The sequence below is a fragment of the Streptomyces rubiginosohelvolus genome (assembly GCF_014649875.1).
Taxonomy (GTDB): Bacteria; Actinomycetota; Actinomycetes; order Streptomycetales; family Streptomycetaceae; genus Streptomyces; species Streptomyces rubiginosohelvolus.
In genome coordinates this window covers 91,445-116,637 of sequence record NZ_BMTW01000009.1, presented here as the reverse complement: position 1 = coordinate 116,637, position 25,193 = coordinate 91,445, and the positions used below count along the sequence as shown (strand labels likewise).

Annotated in this window: 21 protein-coding genes; 12 read left to right on the top strand and 9 right to left on the bottom strand. The window is 72.1% G+C overall.

Annotated features, from left to right (window positions below; all coding sequences use genetic code 11):
* Positions 1-32 precede the first annotated feature (32 nt).
* Positions 33-1,664: an ABC-F family ATP-binding cassette domain-containing protein gene (locus IE134_RS20930; protein ID WP_098894687.1), complete on the bottom strand. Its 1,632-nt coding sequence runs from the start codon at positions 1,662-1,664 to the stop codon at positions 33-35.
* Positions 1,665-1,880: 216 nt separating this feature from the next.
* Positions 1,881-2,297: a spore wall synthesis regulator SsgD gene (gene ssgD / locus IE134_RS20925; protein WP_078614374.1), complete on the bottom strand. Its 417-nt coding sequence runs from the start codon at positions 2,295-2,297 to the stop codon at positions 1,881-1,883.
* Positions 2,298-2,505: 208 nt separating this feature from the next.
* On the opposite strand from ssgD, the gene IE134_RS20920 reads away from it, so the two are divergent.
* Entirely contained in the window at positions 2,506-3,624 is a 1,119-nt protein-coding gene (locus tag IE134_RS20920; protein WP_229823674.1) for a WD40/YVTN/BNR-like repeat-containing protein, read from the top strand.
* A 13-nt stretch (positions 3,625-3,637) separates the two neighbouring features.
* Here the strand turns inward: IE134_RS20920 and IE134_RS20915 are convergent, their stop codons facing one another.
* The 3 genes from IE134_RS20915 to IE134_RS20905 all read right to left on the bottom strand — a co-directional run bounded on the left by IE134_RS20915 (position 3,638) and on the right by IE134_RS20905 (position 6,274).
* Entirely contained in the window at positions 3,638-4,504 is an 867-nt protein-coding gene (locus IE134_RS20915) for an alpha/beta fold hydrolase (RefSeq protein WP_189431354.1), read from the bottom strand.
* A gap of 62 nt (positions 4,505-4,566) precedes the next feature.
* Entirely contained in the window at positions 4,567-4,863 is a 297-nt protein-coding gene (locus IE134_RS20910; protein ID WP_030711607.1) for a YciI family protein, read from the bottom strand.
* 10 nt (positions 4,864-4,873) lie between these two features.
* On the bottom strand, positions 4,874-6,274 hold the full coding sequence (locus tag IE134_RS20905) for an LRV domain-containing protein (protein WP_126932378.1): 1,401 nt from the start codon (positions 6,272-6,274) through the stop codon (positions 4,874-4,876).
* Positions 6,275-6,382: 108 nt separating this feature from the next.
* Here IE134_RS20905 and IE134_RS20900 point away from each other — a divergent pair, with 108 nt between their 5' ends.
* Positions 6,383-7,075: an endonuclease V gene (locus IE134_RS20900; RefSeq protein WP_189431352.1), complete on the top strand. Its 693-nt coding sequence runs from the start codon at positions 6,383-6,385 to the stop codon at positions 7,073-7,075.
* Between the two features lie 96 nt (positions 7,076-7,171).
* Entirely contained in the window at positions 7,172-7,315 is a 144-nt protein-coding gene (gene mmpA / locus IE134_RS20895; RefSeq protein ID WP_179888047.1) for a morphogenic membrane protein MmpA, read from the top strand.
* Between the two features lie 13 nt (positions 7,316-7,328).
* On the opposite strand, the gene IE134_RS20890 is transcribed toward mmpA, so the two are convergent.
* Positions 7,329-8,519 (bottom strand): saccharopine dehydrogenase family protein, encoded by a 1,191-nt coding sequence (locus tag IE134_RS20890; protein ID WP_030711596.1) that lies wholly within the window; start codon positions 8,517-8,519, stop codon positions 7,329-7,331.
* A gap of 209 nt (positions 8,520-8,728) precedes the next feature.
* On the opposite strand from IE134_RS20890, the gene IE134_RS20885 reads away from it, so the two are divergent.
* The 4 genes from IE134_RS20885 (at position 8,729) to IE134_RS20870 (ending at position 14,706) form a co-directional block, all read left to right on the top strand.
* On the top strand, positions 8,729-9,868 hold the full coding sequence (locus IE134_RS20885; protein WP_098020309.1) for a CaiB/BaiF CoA transferase family protein: 1,140 nt from the start codon (positions 8,729-8,731) through the stop codon (positions 9,866-9,868).
* A gap of 8 nt (positions 9,869-9,876) precedes the next feature.
* Positions 9,877-11,019: an acyl-CoA dehydrogenase family protein gene (locus IE134_RS20880; RefSeq protein ID WP_030711592.1), complete on the top strand. Its 1,143-nt coding sequence runs from the start codon at positions 9,877-9,879 to the stop codon at positions 11,017-11,019.
* A gap of 44 nt (positions 11,020-11,063) precedes the next feature.
* Entirely contained in the window at positions 11,064-12,278 is a 1,215-nt protein-coding gene (locus IE134_RS20875; RefSeq protein ID WP_030711590.1) for an acetyl-CoA C-acetyltransferase, read from the top strand.
* Between the two features lie 253 nt (positions 12,279-12,531).
* Positions 12,532-14,706, top strand: a complete 2,175-nt coding sequence (locus tag IE134_RS20870; RefSeq protein ID WP_189431351.1) for a 3-hydroxyacyl-CoA dehydrogenase NAD-binding domain-containing protein — start codon at positions 12,532-12,534, stop codon at positions 14,704-14,706.
* 24 nt (positions 14,707-14,730) lie between these two features.
* Here the strand turns inward: IE134_RS20870 and IE134_RS20865 are convergent, their stop codons facing one another.
* On the bottom strand, positions 14,731-15,462 hold the full coding sequence (locus IE134_RS20865) for a MerR family transcriptional regulator (protein WP_097982724.1): 732 nt from the start codon (positions 15,460-15,462) through the stop codon (positions 14,731-14,733).
* Positions 15,463-15,593: 131 nt separating this feature from the next.
* On the opposite strand from IE134_RS20865, the gene IE134_RS20860 reads away from it, so the two are divergent.
* Positions 15,594-16,070: a macro domain-containing protein gene (locus tag IE134_RS20860; protein ID WP_189431348.1), complete on the top strand. Its 477-nt coding sequence runs from the start codon at positions 15,594-15,596 to the stop codon at positions 16,068-16,070.
* Positions 16,071-16,184: 114 nt separating this feature from the next.
* Positions 16,185-17,165, top strand: a complete 981-nt coding sequence (locus IE134_RS20855) for an oxygenase MpaB family protein (protein ID WP_189431346.1) — start codon at positions 16,185-16,187, stop codon at positions 17,163-17,165.
* A gap of 113 nt (positions 17,166-17,278) precedes the next feature.
* Here the strand turns inward: IE134_RS20855 and IE134_RS20850 are convergent, their stop codons facing one another.
* Entirely contained in the window at positions 17,279-18,844 is a 1,566-nt protein-coding gene (locus tag IE134_RS20850) for a M1 family metallopeptidase (protein ID WP_189431344.1), read from the bottom strand.
* A 261-nt stretch (positions 18,845-19,105) separates the two neighbouring features.
* Here IE134_RS20850 and IE134_RS20845 point away from each other — a divergent pair, with 261 nt between their 5' ends.
* On the top strand, positions 19,106-20,491 hold the full coding sequence (locus IE134_RS20845) for a M14 family metallopeptidase (protein WP_098020629.1): 1,386 nt from the start codon (positions 19,106-19,108) through the stop codon (positions 20,489-20,491).
* Between the two features lie 73 nt (positions 20,492-20,564).
* Entirely contained in the window at positions 20,565-22,373 is a 1,809-nt protein-coding gene (locus IE134_RS20840; RefSeq protein WP_030711572.1) for a BCCT family transporter, read from the top strand.
* A 375-nt stretch (positions 22,374-22,748) separates the two neighbouring features.
* On the opposite strand, the gene IE134_RS20835 is transcribed toward IE134_RS20840, so the two are convergent.
* Positions 22,749-23,681, bottom strand: coding sequence for an FAD-dependent oxidoreductase (locus IE134_RS20835; protein WP_098020674.1), 933 nt, complete (start codon positions 23,679-23,681; stop codon positions 22,749-22,751).
* A 266-nt stretch (positions 23,682-23,947) separates the two neighbouring features.
* Here IE134_RS20835 and IE134_RS20830 point away from each other — a divergent pair, with 266 nt between their 5' ends.
* On the top strand, positions 23,948-25,144 hold the full coding sequence (locus IE134_RS20830; RefSeq protein WP_030711566.1) for a glycoside hydrolase family 64 protein: 1,197 nt from the start codon (positions 23,948-23,950) through the stop codon (positions 25,142-25,144).
* Positions 25,145-25,193: the final 49 nt, after the last annotated feature.

The window sequence follows — 25,193 nt, the reverse complement described above, 5'->3', positions numbered from 1 at the left end:
GCGCACCGCCTGAGCAGCCCTCGCGCACCGCGTCAGCGGCCCTCGCGCACCGCCTCCGCCGTCGTGTCCCGCAGTCCGCCGTCGAGCCGGAGCCACCGGGTGATCCCGATCGACTCCAGGAACGGCACATCGTGACTGGCCACGATCAGCGCCCCCTCGTACGCCTCCAGCGCCTCGGTCAGCCGCCGTACGCTCGCCAGGTCGAGGCTGTTCGTCGGCTCGTCGAGGAGCAGCAGCCGGGGTGCCGGATCGGCCAGCAGCAGCATCGCCAGCGTCGCCCGGAACCGCTCCCCGCCCGACAGGGTCGAGGCCGGGCGGTCCGCTGCCGCCCCCTTGAACAGGAAGCGCGCCAGCCGGGCCCGCACAGCGTTCTCCGTACGGTCCGGGGCCGCCCGTGACACGTTTCGCGCCACCGACGACGCCTCGTCCAGCACGTCCAGCCGCTGCGGCAGGAACCCCGTCGCGACCAGCGGGCTCGCCTCCCCGGACAGGGGCTTCAGCTCGCCCGCGATCGTCCGCAGCAGCGCCGTCTTGCCCGCCCCGTTGCGCCCGGTCAGTGCGATCCGCTCGGGACCCCGCACCATCAACTCCCCGTGCAGCGGCGGGCCGTACGGCGGAACCGGGTCGCGCAGCAGCAGCACCTCGCTGCCCGGGTGGACCCGGGTGTCCGGCAGCTCGATCCGGATCTCCTCGTCCTCCCGTACCGCCGACTCCGCCTCGTCCAGGCGCTCTTCGGCCGCCGCCAGCCGCTCGGTGTGCAGGATGCGGTGCTTCCCCGCCGATACCTGTGCGGCGCGCTTGCGCTGCCCCATGATGACCTTGGGCTCCCGCTTGGTGTCCCACATCTTCTGCCCGTACCGCTTGCGGCGGGCCAACGTGACGTGCGCGGCGGACAGTTCGCGTTTCTGCCGCTGTACGTCGGACTCGGCGGCCCGCACCATGCGCCGCGCCGCCTCCTGCTCGACGGCGAGCGCCTCCTCGTACGCCGACAGGTTCCCGCCGTACCAGGTGACCGACCCCTCGCGCAGATCCGCGATCCGGTCCACCCGCTCCAGCAGCTCCCGGTCGTGGCTGACGACGAGCAGCGCCCCCGTCCAGGCGTCGACCGCGTCGTACAGCCTTCGGCGGGCGTACGCGTCCAGGTTGTTCGTCGGCTCGTCCAGCAGCAGCACCCCGGGCCGGTCCAGCAGCAGCGCGGCCAGCCGCAGCAGGACGCACTCGCCGCCGGACATCTCCCCGACCGTGCGGTCGAGCCCGATGTGCCCGAGGCCGAGCCCGTCCAGCGTGGCGAGGGACCTCTCCTCGATGTCCCAGTCGTCGCCGATCACCGCGAAGTGCTCCGCCCGGGCATCGCCCGACTCCACGGCGTCGAGCGCCGCGCGCCGCTCCGCGACCCCCAGCACCTCGTCGACCCGCAGCGCGGTGTCCAGGACCACGGACTGGGGGAGATGGCCGAGCTCCCCACGGATCCTGACCGTCCCGGAGGCCGGGGCCAGTTCACCGGCGATCAGCCGCAACAGGGTGGACTTGCCGCAGCCGTTGAGCCCGATGAGCCCGGTGCGGCCGGGGCCCACGGCAAGATCGAAGCCGGTGAGGACCTCGGTGCCGTCGGGCCAGGAGAAGGAGAGGGAGGTACAGCTGATGTGTGTGTCGGTGGATGACATACGGAACTCCCGTTGTACGTCGGGAACGGGCAAGGACGGCTGAAGGAGGCTGAGATCGCACACGGGCGCTCCGGACCACGACAGGGCGCGGCGGGCGCTGCACGGTGTGCACAGGACCTCAGATCAGCAACGTCCTACTCCGATCGACGACAACAGGGACGTCTTCGAAGGTAGGGCCGGGGCGCGGGCCCGGCAACCGGATTTAGGGCCGGGGCGTCAGCAGGGGCCGCCGAGCAGGTCGGTCAGACCCCGGTCCAGGTCCAGATACCGGTGCTCGTCGCCCACCGGAACCAGCTCCTGCGCCCGCTGGAGGAAGAGCCGCAGCTCCTCGGTGCGCACATGGACCATCGCGATGCCCTCGGGGGCGTGGAACTCCAGGACGGTCCGCTCGTACCCGAACGGCCGGACGCGTACGTCGCCCTGCCCGGCGGGGGAGTCCACCCCGGTGGTCAGCAGCTCGCGGGAGAACTCCCAGGACACCTCGGTGCCTTCCAGGGTCGCCGGGGCCGGGAACGCCATGCGGACGGCGAAGGGGTACTGGCGGTCGTAACTGAGCATGGCGGGCAAGGTCTCCATCCGCGGTGCGGACGCGACCATGCGAGCCTGCACGGACTGCTCGATAACGCTGGACAAGACCTGCTCCCTCTCGCGGCTGGGTGAACGGTTCCCGGCACTGGAGTAGACGACGGAACTCCTCGTTTCGTGCACCGGCGCGCGGCGTGAGCTGCGTCACCGATTCCGTCCGGCTCCTGCCCGTATCCCCGCGCACCCCCGCTCTCCTGCCCACTCGACGGCGACGCACCCTGGACGGGCCCCGACCCGTGGGCTAGCTTCCAGCGCCATGAAGGCCATGGGGAAGACGAGACGGCTGATGGCACTGGTGACCGGAGGGGCGGCCCTGGCGGCCGCACTGGTCGCACCGGGCGCACACGCGGCGCAGGGCACGGAGACGAAGCCGGCCTCTCAGGAGGCCGCCGTGCGCGGGCTCCTGCCCGGCTGGAAGCTCACCGGCACCGGCACCGACGTCCGCTTCCGGGGGCTCGCCGCGGTCAGCCGCACCACCGCCTGGGTCGCCGGGTCGAAGGGCACGGTCCTGCGCACCTCGGACGGCGGCCGCACCTGGCGTGACGTGTCACCGCCGGGCGCCGCCGGACTGGAACTGCGGGACATCGAGGCGTTCGACGGCCGCCGGGCCGTCGCCCTGGCGATCGGCGAGGGTGAGGCATCCCGGGTCCTGCGCACCGAGGACCGCGGAGCGACCTGGACCGAGTCCTTCCGCAACACGGATCCCCGCGCCTTCTTCAACTGCCTGACGTTCTTCGACAGCCGGCACGGTCTCGCGGCGGGCGACCCGGTGGACGGGAAGTTCCGGGTCCTGTCCACGGCGGACGGCGGCCGTTCCTGGCGGGTCCTGCCGGATGCCGGGATGCCCGCCGCCCTGCCCGGCGAGGCGGGGTTCGCGGCGAGCGGCCAGTGCCTGGTCAGCTCCGGCGCCAAGGACGTCTGGCTGACCACCGGGGGAGCGGAGACCGCCCGGGTCCTGCACTCCCGCGACCGGGGCCTGACCTGGACGGCGAGCGCCTCGACCCTCCCGGCGGGCGACCCGGCCCGGGGCGTCTTCGCGGTGGCCTTCCGCGACCGGGCCCACGGCATCGCCGTCGGCGGCGACTACCGCCCCGACCAGGCGTCCCCGCAGGCGGCCGCCGTCACCGGGGACGGCGGCCGGAGCTGGCGGCAGTCCGCCACCCCGCCGCCTGCCTACCGCTCCGGCGTCACCTGGCTCCCGTACAGCCGCACCGCCGCCTTGGCCGTCGGCCCCACGGGCACCGACCTCACGCTGGACGGCGGGCGCACCTGGCGGACGGTCGACCCCGGCTCGTACGACACCGTCGACTGCACCCCCGACCTCGGCTGTTGGGCGGCGGGCGAGAAGGGGCGGGTGGCCCGGCTGGGGTTCTGACCCCGCGCCGGCTTCAGGAGGCGTCCAGCACCTCCCGCAGCCGCGCCGCGAACTCGTCGGGCTTCCCGGGGTAGCCGAACTCCCCGTCGAGGAAGCCGCCGTGATGGCTCGGGAAGACGGTCACCCGCTGCCCGAGCAGTTCGGCGGCCGCCTCGGCCGTCCGCCCGGTCTGCACCGCCCGGGACTCCTCGCCCACGGCGATCACCACACGCGTGGGGGCCGCGTTGATGGCGTCGGCGTCCGGCCGGTGGCCGCTGACCGCCCAGGACCGGTCGGACAGCAGCGGGTCGTCACGGGAGCCGTCGTCCTCGGTGGGCATCCCGAACGCGGCGGGATCGGGAGCGGGCTGCGCGAAGTAGGCGTCGGTGAACTCGCCCTCCCACGAGGTCATGGCCACGAACGCGGCCATCCCGGCGCCCCATCCCCGCTTCTCGTACGCGTCCCGGACCCCGGCCCGGGCCCGGACGGCCGCCGCGCCGTCCGGGGTGATCGTGATGAGCGGCGGTTCGTGCGCGACGAGGGTGGTGACGTCGTCGGGGTGGCGCACCACGAGAGCGAGGGCGGTGACCGCCCCGCCGCTGCTGGCGAACATCTCGACCGGCCCGGCCCCGAGCTTCGTGATGACGGCGTGCACATCATCGGCCAGGGTCTCGGGCGTGTAGTCGACCCGCGCGTCCGCACGGGTGGAGCGGCCGAGCCCCCGGGGGTCGTACGTGACGACGGTCCGGTCGGGGAAGCGTGCCGCCAGCGCGGTGAACCCGCTCGCGTCCATGGGGTGGCCGATCAGGAACAACGGCGGGCGGCCGTCGGCGGTGGGCAGCGGTCCACGGACGTCGTACACGAGGTCGGCGCCGGCGGTGGTCAGGGTGTAGGTCTCCATACCCGTACAGACCGGCCCCGCCCCGGAAAGTCATCGGTGACGGCCACCATGATCCTTCGCCGTTACGGCAGTTGCTGCCGGTACGGCGCGAGCGCGGGCGCCGTCTTGGTGGCGATGAACTCGGTGATCCGGTACGCGCACACGCCGTGCGCGGCGAACGGGTCGGCCGCCGCGATCCTCTCGATCGCCGCCCGGTCCTCCCCGACGGCCAGGATCACACCGCCGTCCCGGGGGTTCTTGCGTCCCGAGGCGATGAAGACACCCGCCGCGTACTGCTCGTCGAGCCAGGTGATGTGCTCCGCCATCAGCGCGTCGACGCGCTCGACCGGGGCCGTGTAGGTCAATTCGAGTACGAACATGATCGTCAGGCTACGGGATCCCGGCCGCCGCGAGGATGGCCTCCATGGCCGTGAGCGGAAGGGCGGGCCCCTCCGCCGCGGCCCCTATGGTCTCCGGCTCGTCGAGCAGTTCGAGCAGCCGGCCCGCCGGCAGCCGGGCGTCCCCGGCCATGACGCAGCGGACGCCGGCCGACGGGTCATGGCTCAGCCGCTCGATCAGCTCCGCCGGGGCCTCCGGATCCCGCGCCACCAGCAACCGCGCCCCCGGATCGTCGCTCTCCGCGAACCGCGCCAGCCCGACGCGCGGGAACTGCGGTTGGGGCAGCTGCTCGAACCGGGTGATGAAGGGCGATGCGAGCAGCGTCTCCAGCAGCAGTTCCCCGGGGGCCGCCGGATGGTTCTCGCACAGCAGCATCCGCACCACGAAGTCCTCGTCGGCGGCGAGCCGCGCCACCAGATCGCCGGGCAGATGCGGGCTGTACGCGGCGAAGCGCCGCATTCCCGGGTGCGCGGACTCGGCGCAGGCCCGCATGAGTACGGGATCGGTGAGCGACTGCGCCACCCACGCCGGGGGATGGATGCGGTCCTCCGGCCCGACGTGCCAGTCGATCGCCGACCGCCGCTCCTCGGTCAGCTCCGGTCGCAGGGACGCCGCGAGCCGGACAGCCGGGGAAGCGTCCGAGGCGAGGGCGGTGACCATCCGGTCGGGAAGCCCCCGGTTGGCGGCGAGCCCCGCGCGTACGTCCTCGTCGCCGGTGGCGTACAGCCGGTCCGCGAGGTCGTCGGTGAGCACGGCGCCCGCGACGATCTCCCGCCGTCCCCAGCCGGAATCCGCGGCGGCGACCTGTTCCAGGATCTCGGCGGGGGAGCCGAGGACGACGCCCGCGACATGGGCGGCCGCCCGCCGCACCGCCGGGTCGGGGTCGTCCAGGAGCGGCCGCACCGCTTCGATCGGGGCACGCCGCCAGTGGTACAGGGCGGACTCCCGCACCTTCGCCTCCGGATCCGCGAGCAGCAGCGCCCACACCTCGTCCGGAACCGGGACGAACATGCCGAGCCAGGCCCGTACCTGCCGGTCCTCGTCCCGGGCGAGAGCTGCGCACACCTCGTCCGGCAGGGGATCGGCCTTCCGCCAGCGGCCGTACACCTCAGGACCCGCCGCCACCCGGCTGCGTACCCACGGATCCGGGTCCGCGGCGAGCCGGGCCCGCTGCGCACCGGAGGCGCCCCGGCCCACCGCCAGATAGCCGCGGACCTCCCGGTCGGGGTGGGACACGGCGACATCGCACAGCGACTCCGGGACCTCGTCCCGCTCGAACACGGAACGGCGCACCGGCCCCTCGGCGCCGGTCAGGATCCGCAGGAGCATCGATTCCGGGGCGGCCGGATTGCGTGCCAGGCCGTCGAGACGTTCGAGGTCCGCTCTCTTCATCGCGCCAGTATGAAGATCGCGCCCGCCGACCGGTACCCCCCGCCCCACCTGCGGCCTCGCGGCCCACCGGGGACGGGACGGGCCCCGTCACCGCATAAGCTTCCCGGCATGACGAGCTCTCCCGCCCCCGCCCACGAGACCCCCGCCGACGAAGCCGAGGGCCGGGCGATCCAGGACCGGCTCCGCGACCGGGTGATCCTGGACGAGGCGGGGCCGGAGCCCGGAACCGGCCTGGTCACCGGGGTGGACGTGGCCTACGACGACGAGAAGGACGTCGTCGTCGCGGCGGCCGTGGTGCTGGACGCCGCGACGCTGGAGACGGTCGAGGAGGCCACCGCCGTCGGCACGATCGCCTTCCCGTACGTCCCCGGGCTGCTGGCCTTCCGGGAGATCCCGACGGTCCTCAAGGCACTGGAGGAGCTGAGCGTCGACCCCGGTCTCGTCGTCTGCGACGGCTACGGCCTCGCGCACCCGCGCCGCTTCGGACTCGCCAGCCACCTGGGCGTGCTCACCGGACTGCCGGTGATCGGCGTCGGCAAGAACCCGTTCACGTTCACCTACGAGGCCCCCGGTCCCCTGCGCGGTGACTCCTCCCCGCTGCTGGACGGCGACGAGGTGGTCGGCCGCGCGCTGCGCACCCGGGAGAACACCAGCCCGGTGTTCGTCTCGGTGGGCCACCGCATCAGCCTCGACAACGCCTGCGCCCACACCCTCCGCCTCGCCGGCCGCTACCGCCAGCCCGAGAGCACCCGCCGGGCGGACGCCCTGTGCCGGCAGACCCTGCGGGAAGCGACCGTCTGATCAAGCAGGGGCGTGATCGTCCCGGGCGTGGAACAGTCCTGCAACTGAGTATCCGTACGGATGGCATAGATCCGTACAGCTGGGCAGGCTGAACGCATGAACGCCTCTCGCACAGCCGTCCGCCCCGTGCCCTTCGACCCGGCCCAGCGCCGGATGGCCCTGGGCCTGCTCCTCGGCAGCGCCGTGGGCCTCGTCTGGCTGGGCGCGATGCTCTACACGCTGGCCGGCTGGATCTTCTAGACCGGCCGCACAGCTACCGCACGGCTGCCACCCGGAACCGCAGCCCCGCCGCCGTCAGCCTGTCCAGGAGCGCGTCGCCCATCGCCACCGCCGTGGTGACCTGCCCGGAAGTCTCCGGCAGCTCGTCCAGGGCCAGGCACACCGCCGACTCGGCGAGGATCTTCGCCGTCTCGCCGTAGCCCGGGTCGCCGCCGGACACCTCGGTGAAGACGCGTCGTCCGCCTCCCTCGCCGACGAAGCGGACGGTGAACCAGCTCCGTCCGCGGCGCTCCTCGTCCGGCCCCTGCCCCGGCTCGTAACGGCTCATCAGCCACTCCCGTACGCCTGCCATCTGCGCGGCCGCGACCAGCCCGCCGATCGCCACCGGGGCGCCGAGCGCCATGGGCAGCGTCTTGACCGAGGCGAAGTGCCGGTAGCGGAAGTCGGGGCCGTACCGCTCCAGGGCCCGCGCCGAGCGGCCCACGATCGTCGGGTCGACCGTCGGCAGCGGCAGCGCCCAGGTGCCGGTCTCTCCGCTGAAGTGCGGGGAGCCGGCCGGGGTGCTGACCCGTCGGCCGACCACACGCGGCTCGTGCAGGCGGCGCTCCCGGGCGGCGGCCAGCATCTGCGGGCCCCGGCCCATCGCGGTCAGCGCCGAGGCGAACGTCCCGCCGGAGAAAACCGCGTTGGTGCGGACGAAGCCGTCGACCGCGAGGGGGACGTCCTCGGGCAGCTGCTTGACGGTGAAGTACGCCCCGAGGTCGTGCGGTACGGAGTCGAAGCCGCAGGCGTGCACGATGCGCGCCCCCGTCTCACGGGCCCGGGCGTCGTGCTCCAGATACATGCGGTCGATGAACTCCGCCTCGCCCGTGAGGTCCGCGTAGTCCGTCCCGGCCTCCGCGCAGGCGGCGACGAGCTTCTCGCCGTACCGCAGGTACGGCCCCACGGTCGTGGCCACCACCCGGGTGGAGGCGGCCAGTTCGGCCAGCGCCTCCGCGTCGTCCGCGTCGGTCTCCAGGAGCTGGAGATCCGCGCACCGCGGGGCGATCGCCGTCAGCCGCTCGCGCAGCTTCTCCAGCTTGGTGCGGCTGCGCCCGGCCAGGGCCCAGCGGAGACCGGCGGGGGCGTGGGCCGCCAGGTACTCGGCCGTGAGGGCCCCCACGAAGCCGGTGGCGCCGAAGAGGACCACGTCCAAGGGGCGTGTCGCGTCGTTCTGCCTGTTCACGAGTACCTCCGGCTGGGAGACGGGTGCCGACGTGGCAGGCAGAGGGTAGCGGAGAGCGCCGTGGCGGCGTGCGGCCGGGCGGGCCGCGTGCGAGAGGATCGGGGTAAAGAGCTAAGCGCTTGCTCGGCCCGAGGGGTTGTGCGGAGCCGGGGACCTTCTTAGCATCACAGGTGTTACATCGGTTGTGTCACACCCCTGGGGGCTCACAGATGGCGAAAGGCCCAACACCCGGGCACGGTCCGCTGACCGGTGTCCGGGTGGTCGAGCTGGCGGGCATCGGCCCCGGACCGTTCGCCGCGATGCTGCTGGCGGACCTCGGGGCCGACGTCGTCCGCGTCGACCGGCCCGGCGGCGCGGGGCTCGGCATCGATCCCGCGCACGACCTCACCAACCGCAACAAGCGCTCCGTCGTCCTGGACCTCAAGAGCGACGAGGGGCCGGCCCGCGTCCTGGACCTCGTCGAACGCGCCGACATCCTCGTCGAGGGCTACCGCCCCGGCGTCGCCGAACGCCTCGGCGTCGGACCCGACGCCTGCCTCGCCCGTAACCCGAAGCTCGTCTACGGGCGGATGACCGGCTGGGGCCAGGACGGGCCGTTCGCCGACCGCGCGGGCCACGACATCGCCTACATCGCGCTCACCGGCACCCTGTCCATGATCGGCAGGCCGGACGAACCGCCCACCGTCCCCGCCAACCTGGTCGGCGACTACGCGGGCGGCTCGCTCTACCTCGTGGTCGGCGTCCTCGCCGCCCTCCAGCACGCCCGCGCCCACGGCGAGGGGCAGGTCGTCGACGCCGCCATCGTGGACGGCGCCGCCCATCTCGCCACCATGATCCACGGCATGCTCGCCGCCGGGAGCTGGCAGGACCGGCGCGGCGCGAACCTCCTCGACGGCGGCTGCCCGTTCTACGGCACCTACGCCACGTCCGACGGCGGCCACATGGCGGTCGGCCCGCTGGAAGGCCAGTTCTACGCGGAGTTCGCCCGGCTCCTCGGCATCGCGGAGGCCTTCCCCGACCGGTGGGACCTCGCCCGCTGGGACGAACTGCGCGCCGCCGTCACCGAACGCTTCCTGACCCGTACGCGCGCCGAGTGGACCGAGGTCTTCGCCGGCACCGACGCCTGCGTGGCCCCTGTCCTCTCGCTCGGCGAGGCCCCGCACCACCCCCACCTCGCCGCCCGCTCCACCTTCGTCGAGCACGGCGGCCGGACCCAGCCCGCCCCCGCCCCGCGCTTCTCGGCCACCCCCGTCTCCGTACGCACCGGGCCCGCGCTGCCCGGCGCGGACGCGGAGGCCGTGGCGGCCGACTGGGACGTACCGGGGCTCCGGCCCACCCCCCGAGACTAGGAGACCCCGTGCAACGGCAGATCTTCACCGAGGAGCACGACGCGTTCCGCGAGACCGTCCGGGCCTTCCTGGCCAAGGAGGTCCTCCCGTACTACGAGCAGTGGGAGCGGGACGGCATCGTCTCCCGCGAGGCCTGGCTCGCCGCCGGGCGCGCGGGACTGCTGGGTCTCGCCGTCCCGGAGGAGTACGGGGGCGGCGGCAGCGACGACTTCCGCTACAGCGCGGTCCTCGCCGAGGAGTTCACCCGCGCCGGGGCCGCCGGGCTCGCCATCGGCCTGCACAACGACATCATCGGCCCCTACCTCACAGGCCTCGCCACCGACGAGCAGAAGCGCCGTTGGCTCCCCGGCTTCTGCTCCGGCGAGACCATCACCGCCATCGCCATGACCGAGCCGGGCGCGGGCTCCGACCTCCAGGGCATCCGCACCACCGCCGAGGACAAGGGCGACCACTGGCTGCTCAACGGCTCGAAGACCTTCATCTCCAACGGCATCCTCGCCGACCTTGTCGTCGTCGTCGCGAAGACCACCCCCGAGGGCGGGGCCAAGGGGCTCTCCCTCATCGTCGTCGAGCGCGGCGCGGAGGGCTTCGAGCGCGGCCGCAACCTCGACAAGATCGGCCAGAAGTCCCAGGACACCGCCGAGTTGTTCTTCAACGACGTCCGCGTCCCGAAGGAGAACCTCCTCGGTGAGCTGGACGGCGCGTTCATCCACCTGATGACCAATCTGGCCCAGGAGCGCATGGGCATAGCGGTCGCCGGGATCGCCGCCGCCGAACACCTGCTGGAGATCACCACCCAGTACGTCAAGGAGCGCGAGGCCTTCGGACGGCCGCTCTCCAAGCTCCAGCACATCCGGTTCGAGATCGCGGAGATGGCCACCGAGTGCGCCGTCACCCGGACCTTCCTGGACCGGTGCATCGTCGACCACTCGAACGGGACGCTGGACGCCGTCCACGCCTCGATGGCCAAGTGGTGGGCCACCGAACTGCAGAAGCGCGTCGCCGACCGCTGCCTCCAACTCCACGGCGGCTACGGCTACATGAGCGAGTACAAGGTCGCCAAGGCGTTCACCGACGGCCGTATCCAGACGATCTACGGCGGCACGACCGAGATCATGAAGGAGATCATCGGCCGCTCGCTGCTCGCCTGACGCCCTCCTCTCCCTCTCTCAACCACCCTCGAAAGGCAGCTGTCTTGAGTACCGAAGCATTCGTCTACGACGCGATCCGCACCCCGCGCGGCCGAGGCAAGGCCAACGGCGCCCTGCACGGCACCAAGCCGATCGACCTGGTCGTCGGCCTCATCCACGAGATCCAGGCCCGCTTCCCGGACCTGGACCCGGCCGCCATCGACGACATCGTCCTCGGCGTGGTCAGCCCGCTGGGTGACCAGGGCTCCGACATCGCCCGGATCGCCGCCATCGCCGCCGGCCTGCCCGACTCCGTCGCGGGCGTCCAGGAGAACCGCTTCTGTGCCTCGGGCCTGGAAGCGGTGAACCTGGCCGCTGCCAAGGTCCGTTCGGGCTGGGAGGACCTGGTGCTCGCCGGGGGCGTCGAGTCGATGTCCCGGGTGCCGATGGGCTCCGACGGCGGGGCCTGGGCCATGGACCCGATGACCAGCTTCGAGACCGGCTTCGCCCCGCAGGGCATCGGCGCCGACCTCATCGCCACCGTCGAGGGCTTCAGCCGCCGCGACGTCGACGAGTACGCCGCCCTCTCCCAGGAACGCGCCGCCGCGGCCTGGAAGGACGGCCGCTTCGCCCGCTCCGTCGTCCCGGTCAAGGACCGCAACGGCCTGCTCGTCCTGGACCACGACGAGCACATGCGCCCCGGCACCACCGCCGACTCCCTCGCCGGCCTCAAGCCCTCCTTCGCCGCCATCGGTGACATGGGCGGCTTCGACGCGGTCGCGCTGCAGAAGTACCACTGGGTCGAGAAGATCGACCACGTCCACCACGCGGGCAACTCCTCCGGCATCGTCGACGGCGCGGCCCTCGTCGCCATCGGCTCGAAGGAGGTCGGTGAGCGCTACGGCCTGACCCCGCGCGCCCGGATCGTCTCCGCGGCGGTCTCCGGCTCCGAGCCCACCATCATGCTCACCGGCCCCGCCCCCGCCACCCGCAAGGCGCTCGCCAAGGCCGGACTGACCATCGACGACATCGACCTCGTCGAGATCAACGAGGCCTTCGCCGGAGTCGTCCTGCGCTTTGTCAAGGACATGGGCCTCTCCCTGGACAAGGTCAACGTCAACGGCGGCGCCATCGCGCTCGGCCACCCGCTCGGCGCGACCGGCGCGATGATCCTCGGCACCGTCATCGACGAACTGGAGCGCCGCGACCAGCGGTTCGGCCTGGTCACCCTCTGCGTCGGCGGCGGCATGGGCGTCGCGACCATCGTCGAACGCATCTGACCTCCAGGGCCTGTCGTCAAACTGCCGCCTGCCGCGCGACGCCTGGCACGCACGCTCGCGGCGTTGCCGAAATGCCCTGGTAGCTCCTTCCCCGAGCTCTCAACTGCGTTCGAGCAGGGGAGACCCCATCCAAGACCATTCCAGCGCCTTGCGATCGCACGCACCAGACGCCGCGCGGCCGCCCTTCGGGCGACGACGGCAGTTTGACGACAGGCCCTGGCCGGCCCCACCTGCTTACGGAGAAGACACCGACATGACCGAGAGCACCACCATCCGCTGGGAACAGGACGAGACCGGCGTCGTCACCCTCGTCCTCGACGACCCCGACCAGTCCGCGAACACGATGAACCAGGCCTTCAAGGACTCCATCGCGGCCATCGCCGACCGCGCCGAGGCCGAGAAGGACTCCATCCGCGGCATCATCTACACCTCCGCCAAGAAGACCTTCTTCGCGGGCGGCGACCTCAAGGACATGATCAAGGTCGGCCCGGAGAACGCCCAGGCCGCCTTCGACACCGGCACCGCCATCAAGAACTCGCTGCGCCGCATCGAGACCCTCGGCAAGCCCGTCGTCGCCGCCATCAACGGCGCTGCCCTCGGCGGCGGTTACGAGATCGCGCTCGCCTCACACCACCGCGTCGCCCTCGACGCCCCCGGCTCCCGCATCGGCCTGCCCGAGGTCACCCTCGGGCTGCTCCCGGCGGGCGGCGGCGTCACCCGGACCGTACGCCTCATGGGCATCGCCGACGCCCTGCTCAAGGTGCTCCTCCAGGGCACGCAGTACACCCCGCGGCGGGCGCTGGAGAACGGCCTGGTCCACGAAGTCGCCGCCACCCGCGAGGAGATGATCGAGAAGGCCCGCGCCTTCATCGACGCCAACCCCGAGTCCCAGCAGCCCTGGGACGTCAAGGGCTACAAGATCCCCGGCGGCACCCCGTCCCACCCCAAGTTCGCCGCCAACCTCCCCGCGTTCCCGGCCAACTTGAAGAAGCAGCTCGCGGGCGCGCCCATGCCCGCACCGCGCAACATCCTCGCGGCGGCCGTCGAGGGCTCCCAGGTCGACTTCGAGACCGCGCTGACCATCGAGGCCCGGTACTTCACCGAGCTGGTCACCGGCCAGGTCTCCAAGAACATGATCCAGGCGTTCTTCTTCGACCTCCAGGCCGTCAACTCCGGTGCCAACCGGCCCAAGGACATCCCGGAGCGCCCGGTCCGCAAGGTCGCCGTCCTGGGCGCCGGCATGATGGGCGCGGGCATCGCCTACTCCTGCGCCAAGGCCGGGATCGACGTCGTCCTCAAGGACGTCTCCACCGAGGCGGCCGCCGAGGGCAAGGCGTACAGCGAGAAGCTGCTCGCCAAGGCGCTCTCCCGGGGCCGTACGACGGAGGCCAAGCGCGACGAACTGCTGGCCCGGATCACCCCGACCGGTGACGTTGCCGACCTCGCGGGCTGCGACGCGGTGATCGAGGCCGTCTTCGAGGACACCGCCCTCAAGCACAAGGTGTTCCAGGAGATCCAGGACGTCATCGAGCCCGACGCCCTGCTCTGCTCCAACACCTCGACCCTCCCCATCACGGTCCTCGCCGAGGGAGTGTCCCGCCCGGTCGACTTCATCGGCCTGCACTTCTTCTCGCCGGTCGACAAGATGCCGCTGGTCGAGATCATCAAGGGCGAGCGCACCGGCGACGAGGCGCTCGCCCGCGCCTTCGACCTCGTACGGCGCATCAAGAAGACGCCGATCGTCGTCAACGACTCGCGCGGCTTCTTCACCTCGCGCGTGATCGGCCAGTTCATCAACGAGGGCGTGGCGATGGTCGGCGAGGGCGTCGAGCCCGCCTCGATCGAGCAGGCCGCCGCCCAGTCCGGCTACCCGGCCAAGGTCCTCTCCCTGATGGACGAGCTGACCCTGACCCTGCCCCGTAAGATCCGCAACGAGACCAGGCGCGCGGTCGAGGAGGCCGGCGGCACCTGGCCCGGGCACCCCTCCGACGAGGTCATCGACCGCATGGTCGACGAGTTCGGCCGCACGGGGCGCAGCGGGGGAGCAGGCTTCTACGACTACGACGAGGAGGGCAAGCGCACCGGCCTCTGGCCGGGCCTGCGCGAGCACTTCACCACCAAGGCCGAGGCTGACGTCCCCTTCGAGGACATGAAGGAGCGGATGCTCTTCTCCGAGGCGCTGGACAGCGTCCGCTGCCTGGAGGAGAACGTCCTCATCTCCGTCGCGGACGCCAACATCGGCTCCATCATGGGGATCGGCTTCCCGCCGTGGACCGGCGGCGTCCTTCAGTACATCAACGGGTACGAGAGCGGCCTGCCCGGATTCGTCGCCCGCGCCCGGGAGTTGGCCGAGCGCTACGGCGACCGGTTCCTGCCGCCCGCGCTGCTGGTGGAGAAGGCGGAGAAGGGCGAGACCTTCCACGACTGAGGCCGTGATGCGCCGCGTTCACCGTCACTCGGCGGTGAACGCGGCCCGCAGCTCTTCCTTGAGCGATCGCTGAAAGGCCGTCACCAGCGCCTGCACCACGATCGGTTGCATATGGGCCGACAGCGACTTCATCGCCGCCACATGCTCCGGATCGCCCTCCCGCTCCCGGTACGGATTCCACACCTCGTCCCGGAAGAGCCGGGTCATCTCCTGCGCCGCCGACCGGGTGTGCTCCAGCAGGACGGTCCGCGCCGCCAGGATCGTCTCGTGGGCGATCGGCACGTCCAGCAGCTCCACCCCGAGCCGCAGCAGCCCGAGATCCACCCGGAACGTCCCGCCGTCCTCCTCCGGCCGGACCAGCACCCCCATCGCGGCCAGCCGCTCCACATCCGCCTCCGAGAGCGCCCGCCCCGCCCGCCGCTCCAGCCCGGCCCGGGAGAAGTCCTCGGTCTTGTCCGGGGCCCAGGACGCGACCAGCGCCCGGTGGATGGCCAGATCGTGGGCGCTGAGGTCGGGCGGCAGCTGCTCCAGATAGCGTTCGATCGCGGCGAGCGTCATGCCCTGCTGCTGGAGTTCCTCGATCAGCGCGAGCCGCGAGAGATGGTCGGGCCCGTAGTGCCCGACCCGGCGCGGCCCGATGACCGGGGGCGGCAGCAGGCCCCGGGTGCTGTAGAACCGCACGGTACGCACGGTGACCCCGGCACGGGCCGCCAGCTCGTCCACCGTGAGCGTCGGCTCGTCGGTCCCCGTCGCCATCTCTGCTCCCCGCAGTCGAATCCCGGTATCGGACAGTTCTGCTGTCTCACCACTACTGTGAAAGTCTCCGGCACCATCGCGCCGCCGTCCACCCCGGGCCCGCTGTCAGTGGCGGCCCGTACGGTGAGGTCATGTCGGAGATCACTTACGTACGGGGGGACGCCACCGCCCCGCAGGGCAAGGGCGCCAAGCTGATCGTCCACGTCTGCAACGACCTCGGCGGCTGGGGCAAGGGCTTCGTCCTCGCCCTCTCCCGCCGCTGGCCCGAGCCCGAAGCCGCCTACCGCCGCTGGCACCGGGAGCGCGCGGGCAACGACTTCGCCCTGGGAGCTGCGCAGTTCGTGCAGGTGGGGCCCTATCTCTGGGTGGCCAACCTGGTCGGCCAGCGCGGCATGCGCACCGGCAGCAAGGGGGTGCCTGTGCGGTACGAGGCCATCGACACGGCGCTCGGCACGGTGGCCGCCAGGGCGGGCGAGCTGGGGGCCTCCGTCCACATGCCCCGGATCGGCTGCGGGCTCGCGGGCGGCACGTGGTCCCGGATCGAGCCGCTGATCGAGCGACGCCTGATATCCGCCGGCCTGTCGGTGACGGTGTACGACCACGACTGAGGCGTACGCGGGGGACCTGGCCCCGCCATCACGGCTCTGCCGTCCGCGAGGGATCATGGAGGGGAAGGGGACGGGCAGCGCACGGCAGGCCCGCCGGGATCGCGGGAGCACCGGATGAGCAGCGCGAAGGACGTGAAGGGCCCCCGGGCCCGCGGACCGGAGGCAGCGCCGGGCGGGGGTGCGGACCCCGAGCCGCCGCCGGGCCAGGGCTCGGACCCGGAGCCGCCCGCGCGCTGCCGCGGTGCGGACCCCGAGCCGCCCCCGCCCGGCGGAGTCCTCTGGAGTCTGTCCGGCGACATCCGCGCCCTGCTGATGCTGCCCGCCGCCCTCACCCTCCAGGTCGCCCACCCGGCCGTCGGCGCCGGAGTCGACGAGCACTCCGTCTTCCGTACAGATCCCTGGGGGCGTGGCGAACGCTCACTGCGCTCGCTCCAGCTCTGGGTGTACGGCGGCGCGGAGGCAGCCGAGGAGGGCCGCCGGCTGCGCGTGCTGCACCGCACCATCCAGGGCACCGACACCCGGGGCCGCCGCTACCACGCCCTGACGCCCGCCAACTACGCCTGGGTGCACGCCACCGGCTTCCCCGTCTACCAGCACGCGGCCCGCTATCTGATCCGGCCCATGACCCCGGCCCAGGAGCGCGCCCTGTACGCGGAGTGGCTCCAGGTCGGCCGGATCCTCGGCATCCACGACCGGGACATGCCGCAGACCATCGAGGAGTTCTGGCCGTACTGGAAGAAGATGCTCGCCGAGGAGATCGAGGCGACCACCGTCGTGCGGGAACTGGTCGACGTCGACCAGCCCGTGCCCGCGCCGGACCGGGGTCCGTGGCCGCTGCGGATGGTCCTGCGCGCGCTGTGGCCGGTGCTGCTGCCGCCGCTGGCCCGCTTCCGGCGGTTCGTCACCATCGGGCTCATGCCCCCCGACGCCCGCGCGGCCGTCGGCCTGCCGTGGAGCGCTGAGCAGGAGAAGCGGCTGCGCCGGATGTGCGCGGTCCTGCGGGTCGTCGTCCCCGTCCTGCCGGAGCGGCTGCGGTATCTGCCCCGGGCGCGAGCTGCCCGAGCGGCCCACCGTACGGCGGCGCCCAACGGCTGAGCGGGCCCGCGCCGCCGGCGTACGGCCGTACGCGGAGGCCGAGGGGCCGTCGCAGCGGCTGAACTCCCGCCGCTGCGACGGCCCCGATCACCCGGCTCCTGGGCGTACGACCGTCAGCGGTGCTCGTGACCCGCGTGACCCCGGTCCGGGCGCTCACCGTGCCCGTGGTCGCCGTGGTCGTGCACGGTGTTCGTCGCCGCGATCTTCTTCCAGGACGCGGGCCGCTCGACCCGCGCCGCCGAGCGTGCCGACAGGGCCGCCTCGGCGAGACCCGCATCGGCCGCGGCCGGGGACGCCGGTCGCGACGGCTGGTACAGCCAGGTGTCGAACAGCGCCGCGAGCGGCTTGCCCGAGACCCGCTCCGCGTACCGGACGAAGTCGCCCACCGTCGCGTTGGCATGCGCGTGCTCGGCCGGCCAGCCCTTCAGCAGCGCGAAGAACGTGTCGTCGCCGACCTCGTTGCGCAGCGCCTGGAGGGCCAGCGCGCCCCGGTCGTAGACGGCGATGTCGAACTGGTTGTCCGGGCCCGGATCGCCCGGCTTCACCTTCCAGAACGGGTCGTCGGCCGGGTGCTGGGCGTACGTGTAGTCCGCCAGCTCCTGCGCGGTGCCCTCGCCCTCCTTCTCCGACCAGAGCCACTGGCTGTAGCGGGCGAAGCCCTCGTTGATCCAGATGTCCTTCCAGCCGTCGACCGACACGCTGTTGCCGTACCACTGGTGCGCGATCTCATGGACGACGACCGAGACGTTCGCACCGTTCGCGAACTGCTTCGGGCTGTAGAACGGCCGGGTCTGGGTCTCCAGGGCGAAGCCGCTCGTCACGTTGGGCACGTAACCGCCGAGCGCGTTGTACGGATACGGGCCGAACACCTCGGTCAGCCACTCGGCGACCTCGGTGGTCCGCTCGATGCTCGCGCGGGCCGCACCGGCGTTGGCGCCGAGGTCCTTGCTGTAGGCGTTCAGCACCGGCAGACCGTCGGCGGTCCTGTCGGTCGTGATGTCGAACTTGCCGACGGCGAGCGTCGTCAGATAAGTCGCCTGCGGCTTGTCGGAGCGCCAGTTGAAACGGGTCCAGCCGAGCTTCGAGCTCTGCGACTGGAGCACCCCGTTGCTGATCGCCTGGGTGCCGTCGGGCACCGAGACCGAGATGTCGTACGTGGCCTTGTCCAACGGGTGGTCGTTGCTCGGGTACCACCACACCGCCGAGTCCGGCTCCTGCGCGGCGACACCGCCGTCCGGAGTGCGTGCCCAGGCGGTCCAGCCGTTGATCTTCAGTTCCGAGGGCTTCCCGGCGTACCGGACGACGACGGAGACGGCCCTGCCCTTCGCCGGCTTCTCCGCCGGGGTGACCTCCAGCTCGTGGTCGCCGCTCGTGGCGAAGCGGGCCTTCTTGCCGTTCACCCGCACCTCGGAGACGTCGAGCCCGAAGTCGAGGTTGAAGCGGGACAGCTCCTGCGTGGTGGTGGCGAGGATCGTCGCCGTCCCGTCCAGCAGGTCCGTCCTGGGCTGGTACTTCAGCCGCAGGTCGTAGTGGGAGACGTCGTAGCCACCGTTTCCGCTGGCCGGGTAGTAGGGGTCGCCGATACCCGGGGCGCCCACGGTGCCCGGTGCGGCCGCTGCCGGGATCGCCAGCAGAAGGGTGGCCGCCAGTGCGCTGGGGACGATGAATCTGCGGTGCACAACAAGCTCCAATAGTCGGGACGGATGATCTTCCGACCGGTCGTCACGAGGCTATGCAGCCGCCGGGGCAGGGCGGGGCATTCCGGGTGCTTCTGTCACACGATCGCCATTCCGTCGTCACGGACGGCAGTGCGCGGAGACGTACGGATGGAGTGATCGCCCCCTGTTGCACAGGAGTTGACCGGGGTAACGTCCGCACATCGCCGACAGACCGACGGGCGTCACGGCGCCCGCCCCCACCCGTTCCGGAGGCAGCAGCTGATGACCCGTCGTGTCGCTCGCGCACTCCACCTGCTCAGCCCGCACCCGTGGCTCGCACCGGTCGCAGGACCCGCCCGGCCGGAGTCCGCCGCCCCGCGCCGCCCGCCGCGGACGATGTGCCGGACGGCCGTGGCGGCGACGCTCGCCGCACTCGCCCTGCCGTTCGCCATCGCACCCGCCGAGGCCGCGCACCGCCCGCCCCGCACCGGGTTCGAGACGAGCGAGGGCGCCCGCTGGACCGGCGAGGCGGAGGAGCGGGACTTCCTCGCCGCGGTGGACCGGGGGAGCGACCGGGTCTCCGTGGACCGTGTCGGTACGACCGGCCAGGGCCGCGCCCTGCGGCTCGTACGCGTCGGCCAGGAGCGGCCCGGCGCCACGACCGTCCTGCTGATCTGCAGCCAGCACGGGGACGAACCCGCCGGGCGCGAGGCCTGTCTGACCACCATCCGCGACCTGGCGTTCGCCGAGGACCGGGCGACCCGCGCCTTCCTGGCCCGTACGACCCTGCTGGTGCTGCCGACGGCCAACCCCGACGGGCGCGCCGCCGACACCCGCGGCAACGCCGACGGGGTCGACATCAACCGTGACCACATCGCCCTGGAGACCGCCGAGGCGCGGACGGTCGCCGCCGTGGTCCGCGACGAACGGCCGGAGGTGATCTACGACTTGCACGAGTACGGCGCGACTCCGCCGTACTACGACAAGGACCTCTTCACCCTGTGGCCGCGGAACCTGAACGTCCACGACGGGGTCCACGACGCCTCACGCACCCTCTCCGAGCGCTATGTCCGCCCCGCCGCGACGGCCGACGGCTACAGCAGCGGGCACTACGGCATCTGGACCGACCCCGCCACCGGAGAGCCGATCAAGCAGGTCGCCGGGGACGGCCAGGAACGCATCCTGCGCAACACCTCCGGGCTCAAGCACGCCGTCGGCCTGCTCATCGAGTCCCGGGTCGACGCGCTGAGCGACGCGGAGAAGGCCGATCCGGCCCTCAACCACCGGCGCAGGGTCGACTCCCAGAAGACCGCGCTCGGCGGCCTCTTCGACTTCACCGACGAGCAGCGCGCCCGGCTCCGGACGGCCACCGCCCTCTCCCGTCTGGCCGGTCTCGCCGACCGGGGACCAGTCTATCTGGGCGGCGCCGACAACGACCCGGCCGAGCCGTCCGAGGTCCTGGTCGACCCGCCGTGCGGTTACCGGCTGGACGCCGGCCAGTACGCGGCGGTGAAGGACGAATTGGCCCTGCACGGGGTCCGGGCCCGGCCGGAGCGAGATGGCGCATTCGTGCCCTTGCGACAGTCGGCTCGGAGCCTGATTCCCCTGCTCCTCGATCAGCGAGCGACATATCACCTCACAAACGGTCAAGCTCGAACCGCTTGTTGATCCTTCGAGATCCGGGGCAGGTGTGGTACTGCCTACGGAGAGCGTTTTTCAGACTCGGTGAAAGGTGCCATTTGTGTCCCAGGACGACCAGACAGCGGAGGGGCGGGAGGGGCTGGCGGTCACGGCCGACCTTCCCCCCGAACCGGTCAGTACCAGGACTCCCACCACCGACCGAGTGGTGTTCGGTGTCACGGCGGTCCTCACCCTCGCCTTCGTCGTGTGGGGAGCGACCGCGACCGACTCCCTGGAGAGCGTTTCCAGCACGCTGCTCGAAGGACTGATCCACAACGGCGGCTGGGCCTTCATGCTGGCCGCCTCCGGCTTCGTCGTCTTCGCGCTGTGGCTGGCCATCAGCCGGTACGGCAAGATCTGCCTCGGCCAGGAGGGGGAGGAGCCGGAGTTCCGGACCGTCTCCTGGGTCGCCATGATGTTCAGCGCCGGTATGGGCATCGGGCTGATGTTCTACGGCGTGAGCGAACCGCTCGCCCACTTCCGTACCCCGCCGCCCGGCACCGACCCCGCGGACGCGGCCGACGCCATGGGAACGGCGATGGCCACGACCCTCTTCCACTGGACGCTGCACCCCTGGGCGATCTACGCGGTGGTCGGCCTCGCCATCGCCTACAGCGCGTACCGGATGCGCAGGCGGCAGACGATCAGCGCGGTCTTCGAGCCGCTGATCGGCAAGCGGCACGCTTACGGCGGCTTCGGCCGCTTCATCGACATCCTGGCCATCTTCGCCACCCTGTTCGGCTCCGCGGCCTCGCTCGGTCTGGGCGCGCTCCAGATCGGCAGCGGCTTCGAGGAGCTGAACTGGATGGAGAAGACCGGCACCGGTCTCCTCGTCGCCATCATCGCCGTGCTGACCGTCTGCTTCGTCCTCTCCGCCGTCTCCGGTGTCGAGAAGGGCATCCAGTGGCTGTCCAACACCAACATGGTGCTGGCCCTGGTCCTGGTGGTGTTCGTCTTCATCGCCGGCCCCACGATCATCGTGCTCGACCTGCTGCCCACCTCCCTCGGCGCCTACCTCAGCGACCTCGGACAGCTCGTCGGGCGTACCGAGGCGTCCAGCGGCGAGGGCGTCGCGGACTGGCTCGGCAGCTGGACGGTCTTCTACTGGGCCTGGTGGATCTCCTGGACGCCCTTCGTCGGCATGTTCATCGCCCGCATCAGCCGCGGCCGTACGATCCGTCAGTTCGTCGGCGGCGTCATCCTGGTGCCCAGCACCGTCAGCCTGATCTGGTTCGCCGTCTTCGGCGGCTCGGCCATGAAGCTGGACGAGGCCGGCAAGCTCCAGGGCGCCGACACCCCCGAGGCGCAGCTGTTCGGCGTCCTCCAGGAGTTCCCGATCGCCACGTTCACCTGCATCCTCGTGATGGTCCTGGTCGGTATCTTCTTCGTCTCCGGAGCCGACGCCGCCTCGATCGTCATGGGCACCCTCTCGCAGAAGGGCGTCCTCGAACCCGGCAAGTGGGTCGTCATCTTCTGGGGTGTCGTGACCGGGGCCGTGGCCGCGATCATGCTGCTGATCGGCGAGGGCAAGGAGAACGCCCTCCAAGGCCTCCAGAACCTCACCATCCTGGTGGCCGCGCCCTTCACCATCGTGATGATCGGCATGTGCGTGGCCCTGATGCGGGACCTGCGGAAGGACCCGCAGATCGTCCGCCAGGAGTTCGGCGTGGAAGCGGTCGAGTCCGCGGTGATCGAGGGGCACGCCAAGTACGACGGCGACTTCGAGATCCGGATCGGCCCCGGGACCACGCCGGTCACGGACGAGCGCCACCTGCACGAGTCCGGCGGACCGGGTTCGACGGCCACGTCGGTCTCCACCGAGAAGCGGCCCTCGGACCCCGGTCAGTCGGAGGATCGCCCCTCCGACTGACCACCGGCCGCGCGGCGCTGCGCAGCGTGACCGCGTGACCGCACAGCCACCCCGGAGCCCGCGACCGCACGCCGGTCGCGGGCTCCGGGGTGTGTGCGCCGAGCCCGGTCGGGCGGCGGGGGGCCGCGCACCGACCGGGGCCGTGCGCCGGCGGGCGGTGCCGCGTCCGGCTGCCCCGGGGCCTGGGGCAGGCCGGGCTCGGGTTCCGGTGGTGCCCGTATACCGGGGCGGGTCCGGCCCAGGACCCTGTGGCCTGTGTGGTGACGGGGCGGGCCGGCCGCGGGCCCGGCCGTGCGGCCCGAGCCCGGTCGGGCCGGTCCCAGGCTCGGCGGTGCTTGCGCACCGGCGTGCCCCAGGGGTGTGCCCGCGCCCCCGTCACCCCACCAGCGCCGCCGCCGCGCGTGCGCAGCCCCAGGCCACCGTCACGCCCGCGCCGCCGTGCCCGTAGTTGTGCACCAGGAGGCCGCCGCCCGGCACGGTCTCCGCCTCGATCCGGACCCCCGCCTCCCGCGCCGGGCGCAGCCCCACCCGGTGCCCGAGCACCCGGGCGCCGGCGATCTCCGGCCGGATGCGCGCGCACCGCGCCACGATCTCCCGCGCCGTGTCCGGGTCGGGCTCCGTGCGCGGGTCGTCCGCCTCCGCCGTACCGCCCAGCACCAGCCGCCCCGGCTGCGGGAAGAAGTACGTCGTCGCGGCCGACGCCGGATCCGCCTCCGTGTACCACTCCTCGATCCCCGGGTTCTCCACCGCGACCAACTGCCCCCGCACCGGACGCACCCCGGCGTCGGGCACCAGCTCACGCGCCCCGAGCCCCGTGCAGTTCACCACCACCGGGCTCACCGCCGCCGCCTCGCCGAACCCCGTCACGGCCCGTCGCTCCACCGCACCGCCCGCCGCCGCGAGCCGCCGCTCCAGCCACTCCAGATGGACCGGCATGTCCAGCAGCGGCAGCGTCACCCGCAGCCCTTCAGGCACCTCCACGGCGTCCTTCAGCCCGGCCGCCCACTCGCCCAGCGCCGCGAACCGCTCCCCGCCGTGCAGCCCCGCCACCCGCCGTACGCCGGTCTCCTCCGGGGTACCGGCCAGCTCCTCGTACACCGCCAGCGTCTCCAGCGACCAGTCGCCCACCCGCTCGGCCGGCTCGATCCGGTACGGCCACCACAGGGCCCCCGCCACCGCCGACGTGGTGGCCCCGGCCGGGTCGCGCGACCAGACCCGCACCCGCAGCCCGCGCTCCGCCAGTGTCACGGCGGTGGTGAGCCCGACGACCCCGCCGCCCACCACGATCACATCCGCCACCACGGTCACTCCCCTTCTCTCGACTTCCCTCGGCCCCGGCCCGTCGCTGCCCGGACGCTAACCGAAACCGGAATCCTGCGGCCAGAGCAACCGGAATCCCCGGCCTGGGGGAGAGGGGCAGCCCGCGCGCCAGGGCACAGCGCCCGCAGGTTCAACAAGTTGAGACAGGCTCGTTGACAGCGGTCGCTCCCCGCAGGATTCTGAGAGCGCTCTCAAGCTCGCAGGTGATGTGCCCCCCGTTCCAGCCACGCATCCGCCCGATGAGGAGAACGAGCATGCCCGCTTTACGAAGAAGTCTCGGCGCGCTGACCGCCGCCCTGGCCCTCGCTCTGGGTCTGACCACCGGTGTCGGCCAGACGCCGGCCGAGGCGGCGGTACCCGCCACCATCCCGCTGACCATCAAGAACGACTCGGGACGCGCCGACCAGATCTACGTCTACAACCTCGGAACGGAGCTCTCCACCGGCCGCCAGGGCTGGGCGGACGCGAACGGCACCTTCCACCCCTGGCCGGCCGGAGGCAACCCGCCCACCCCGGCCCCGGACGCGTCGATCGCCGGTCCGCGGAACGGGCAGTCGGTGACGATCCGGATGCCGAAGTTCTCCGGGCGCGTCTACTTCTCGTACGGTCAGAAGCTCGTCTTCAAGGTCACCACCGGCGGTCTCGTGCAGCCCGCCGTGCAGAACCCGAGCGACCCGAACAGGAACATCCTGTTCAACTGGACCGAGTACACGCTGAACGACGCGGGTCTGTGGATCAACAGCACCCAGGTCGACATGTTCTCCGCCCCCTACTCCGTCGGCGTCAGGGCGCCCGGCGGCGCCGTGAAGAGTACCGGCAAGCTCAAGCCGGGCGGCTACAACGCGGTGTTCAACAACCTCAGGAACCAGTCCGGCGGCTGGTCCGGCCTCATCCAGACCCGGTCCGACGGAACGGTGCTGCGCGCCCTGTCCCCGGGGCACGGCGTCGGGGCCGGCAACCTGCCGTCCGGGATCATGAACGACTACATCAACCGGGTCTGGAGCCGCTACAGCAGCTCCGTCCTGACCGTGACACCGTTCGCGCACGAGCCGAACACCAAGTACTACGGCCGGGTCTCCGGCAACGTCATGAACTTCACCAACGGCTCGGGCGCCGTCGTGACCTCGTTCCAGAAGCCGGACTCGGACAGCGTCTTCGGCTGCTACAAGCACCTGGACGCGCCCAACGACCTGGTGCGCGGCCCCATCTCCCGCACGCTGTGCGCGGGCTTCAACCGCTCCACTCTGCTGAACGGCACGAACCACCCCGACAACAACGCGGCCAACTTCTACAAGGACTCCGTGACCAACCACTACTCCCGCCTCATCCACGCGCAGATGGTCGACGGCAAGGCGTACGGCTTCGCCTTCGACGACGTGGGCGCCCATGAGTCGCTCGTCCACGACGGCAACCCGCAGGAGGCGCTGATCACGCTCGGCGGCTTCAGCTGACCGTCCCGCTCTCCGGCCCGGCGGCACGCGCTCCGCAGCGCCCCGCCGG

Bases quoted from the DNA above. Each gene is read 5' to 3' on its own strand.
- IE134_RS20915 (WP_189431354.1), bottom strand. From the start codon at position 4,504: ATGGAGACCTACACCCTGACCACCGCCGGCGCCGACCTCGTGTACGAC.
- IE134_RS20905 (WP_126932378.1), bottom strand. From the start codon at position 6,274: ATGAAGAGAGCGGACCTCGAACGTCTCGACGGCCTGGCACGCAATCCG.
- IE134_RS20860 (WP_189431348.1), top strand. From the start codon at position 15,594: ATGTCGGAGATCACTTACGTACGGGGGGACGCCACCGCCCCGCAGGGC.
- mmpA (WP_179888047.1), top strand. From the start codon at position 7,172: ATGAACGCCTCTCGCACAGCCGTCCGCCCCGTGCCCTTCGACCCGGCC.
- IE134_RS20900 (WP_189431352.1), top strand. From the start codon at position 6,383: ATGACGAGCTCTCCCGCCCCCGCCCACGAGACCCCCGCCGACGAAGCC.
- IE134_RS20870 (WP_189431351.1), top strand. From the start codon at position 12,532: ATGACCGAGAGCACCACCATCCGCTGGGAACAGGACGAGACCGGCGTC.
- IE134_RS20920 (WP_229823674.1), top strand. From the start codon at position 2,506: ATGAAGGCCATGGGGAAGACGAGACGGCTGATGGCACTGGTGACCGGA.
- IE134_RS20865 (WP_097982724.1), bottom strand. From the start codon at position 15,462: ATGGCGACGGGGACCGACGAGCCGACGCTCACGGTGGACGAGCTGGCG.
- IE134_RS20885 (WP_098020309.1), top strand. From the start codon at position 8,729: ATGGCGAAAGGCCCAACACCCGGGCACGGTCCGCTGACCGGTGTCCGG.
- IE134_RS20845 (WP_098020629.1), top strand. From the start codon at position 19,106: ATGACCCGTCGTGTCGCTCGCGCACTCCACCTGCTCAGCCCGCACCCG.
- IE134_RS20930 (WP_098894687.1), bottom strand. From the start codon at position 1,664: ATGTCATCCACCGACACACACATCAGCTGTACCTCCCTCTCCTTCTCC.
- IE134_RS20855 (WP_189431346.1), top strand. From the start codon at position 16,185: ATGAGCAGCGCGAAGGACGTGAAGGGCCCCCGGGCCCGCGGACCGGAG.
- IE134_RS20910 (WP_030711607.1), bottom strand. From the start codon at position 4,863: ATGTTCGTACTCGAATTGACCTACACGGCCCCGGTCGAGCGCGTCGAC.
- IE134_RS20830 (WP_030711566.1), top strand. From the start codon at position 23,948: ATGCCCGCTTTACGAAGAAGTCTCGGCGCGCTGACCGCCGCCCTGGCC.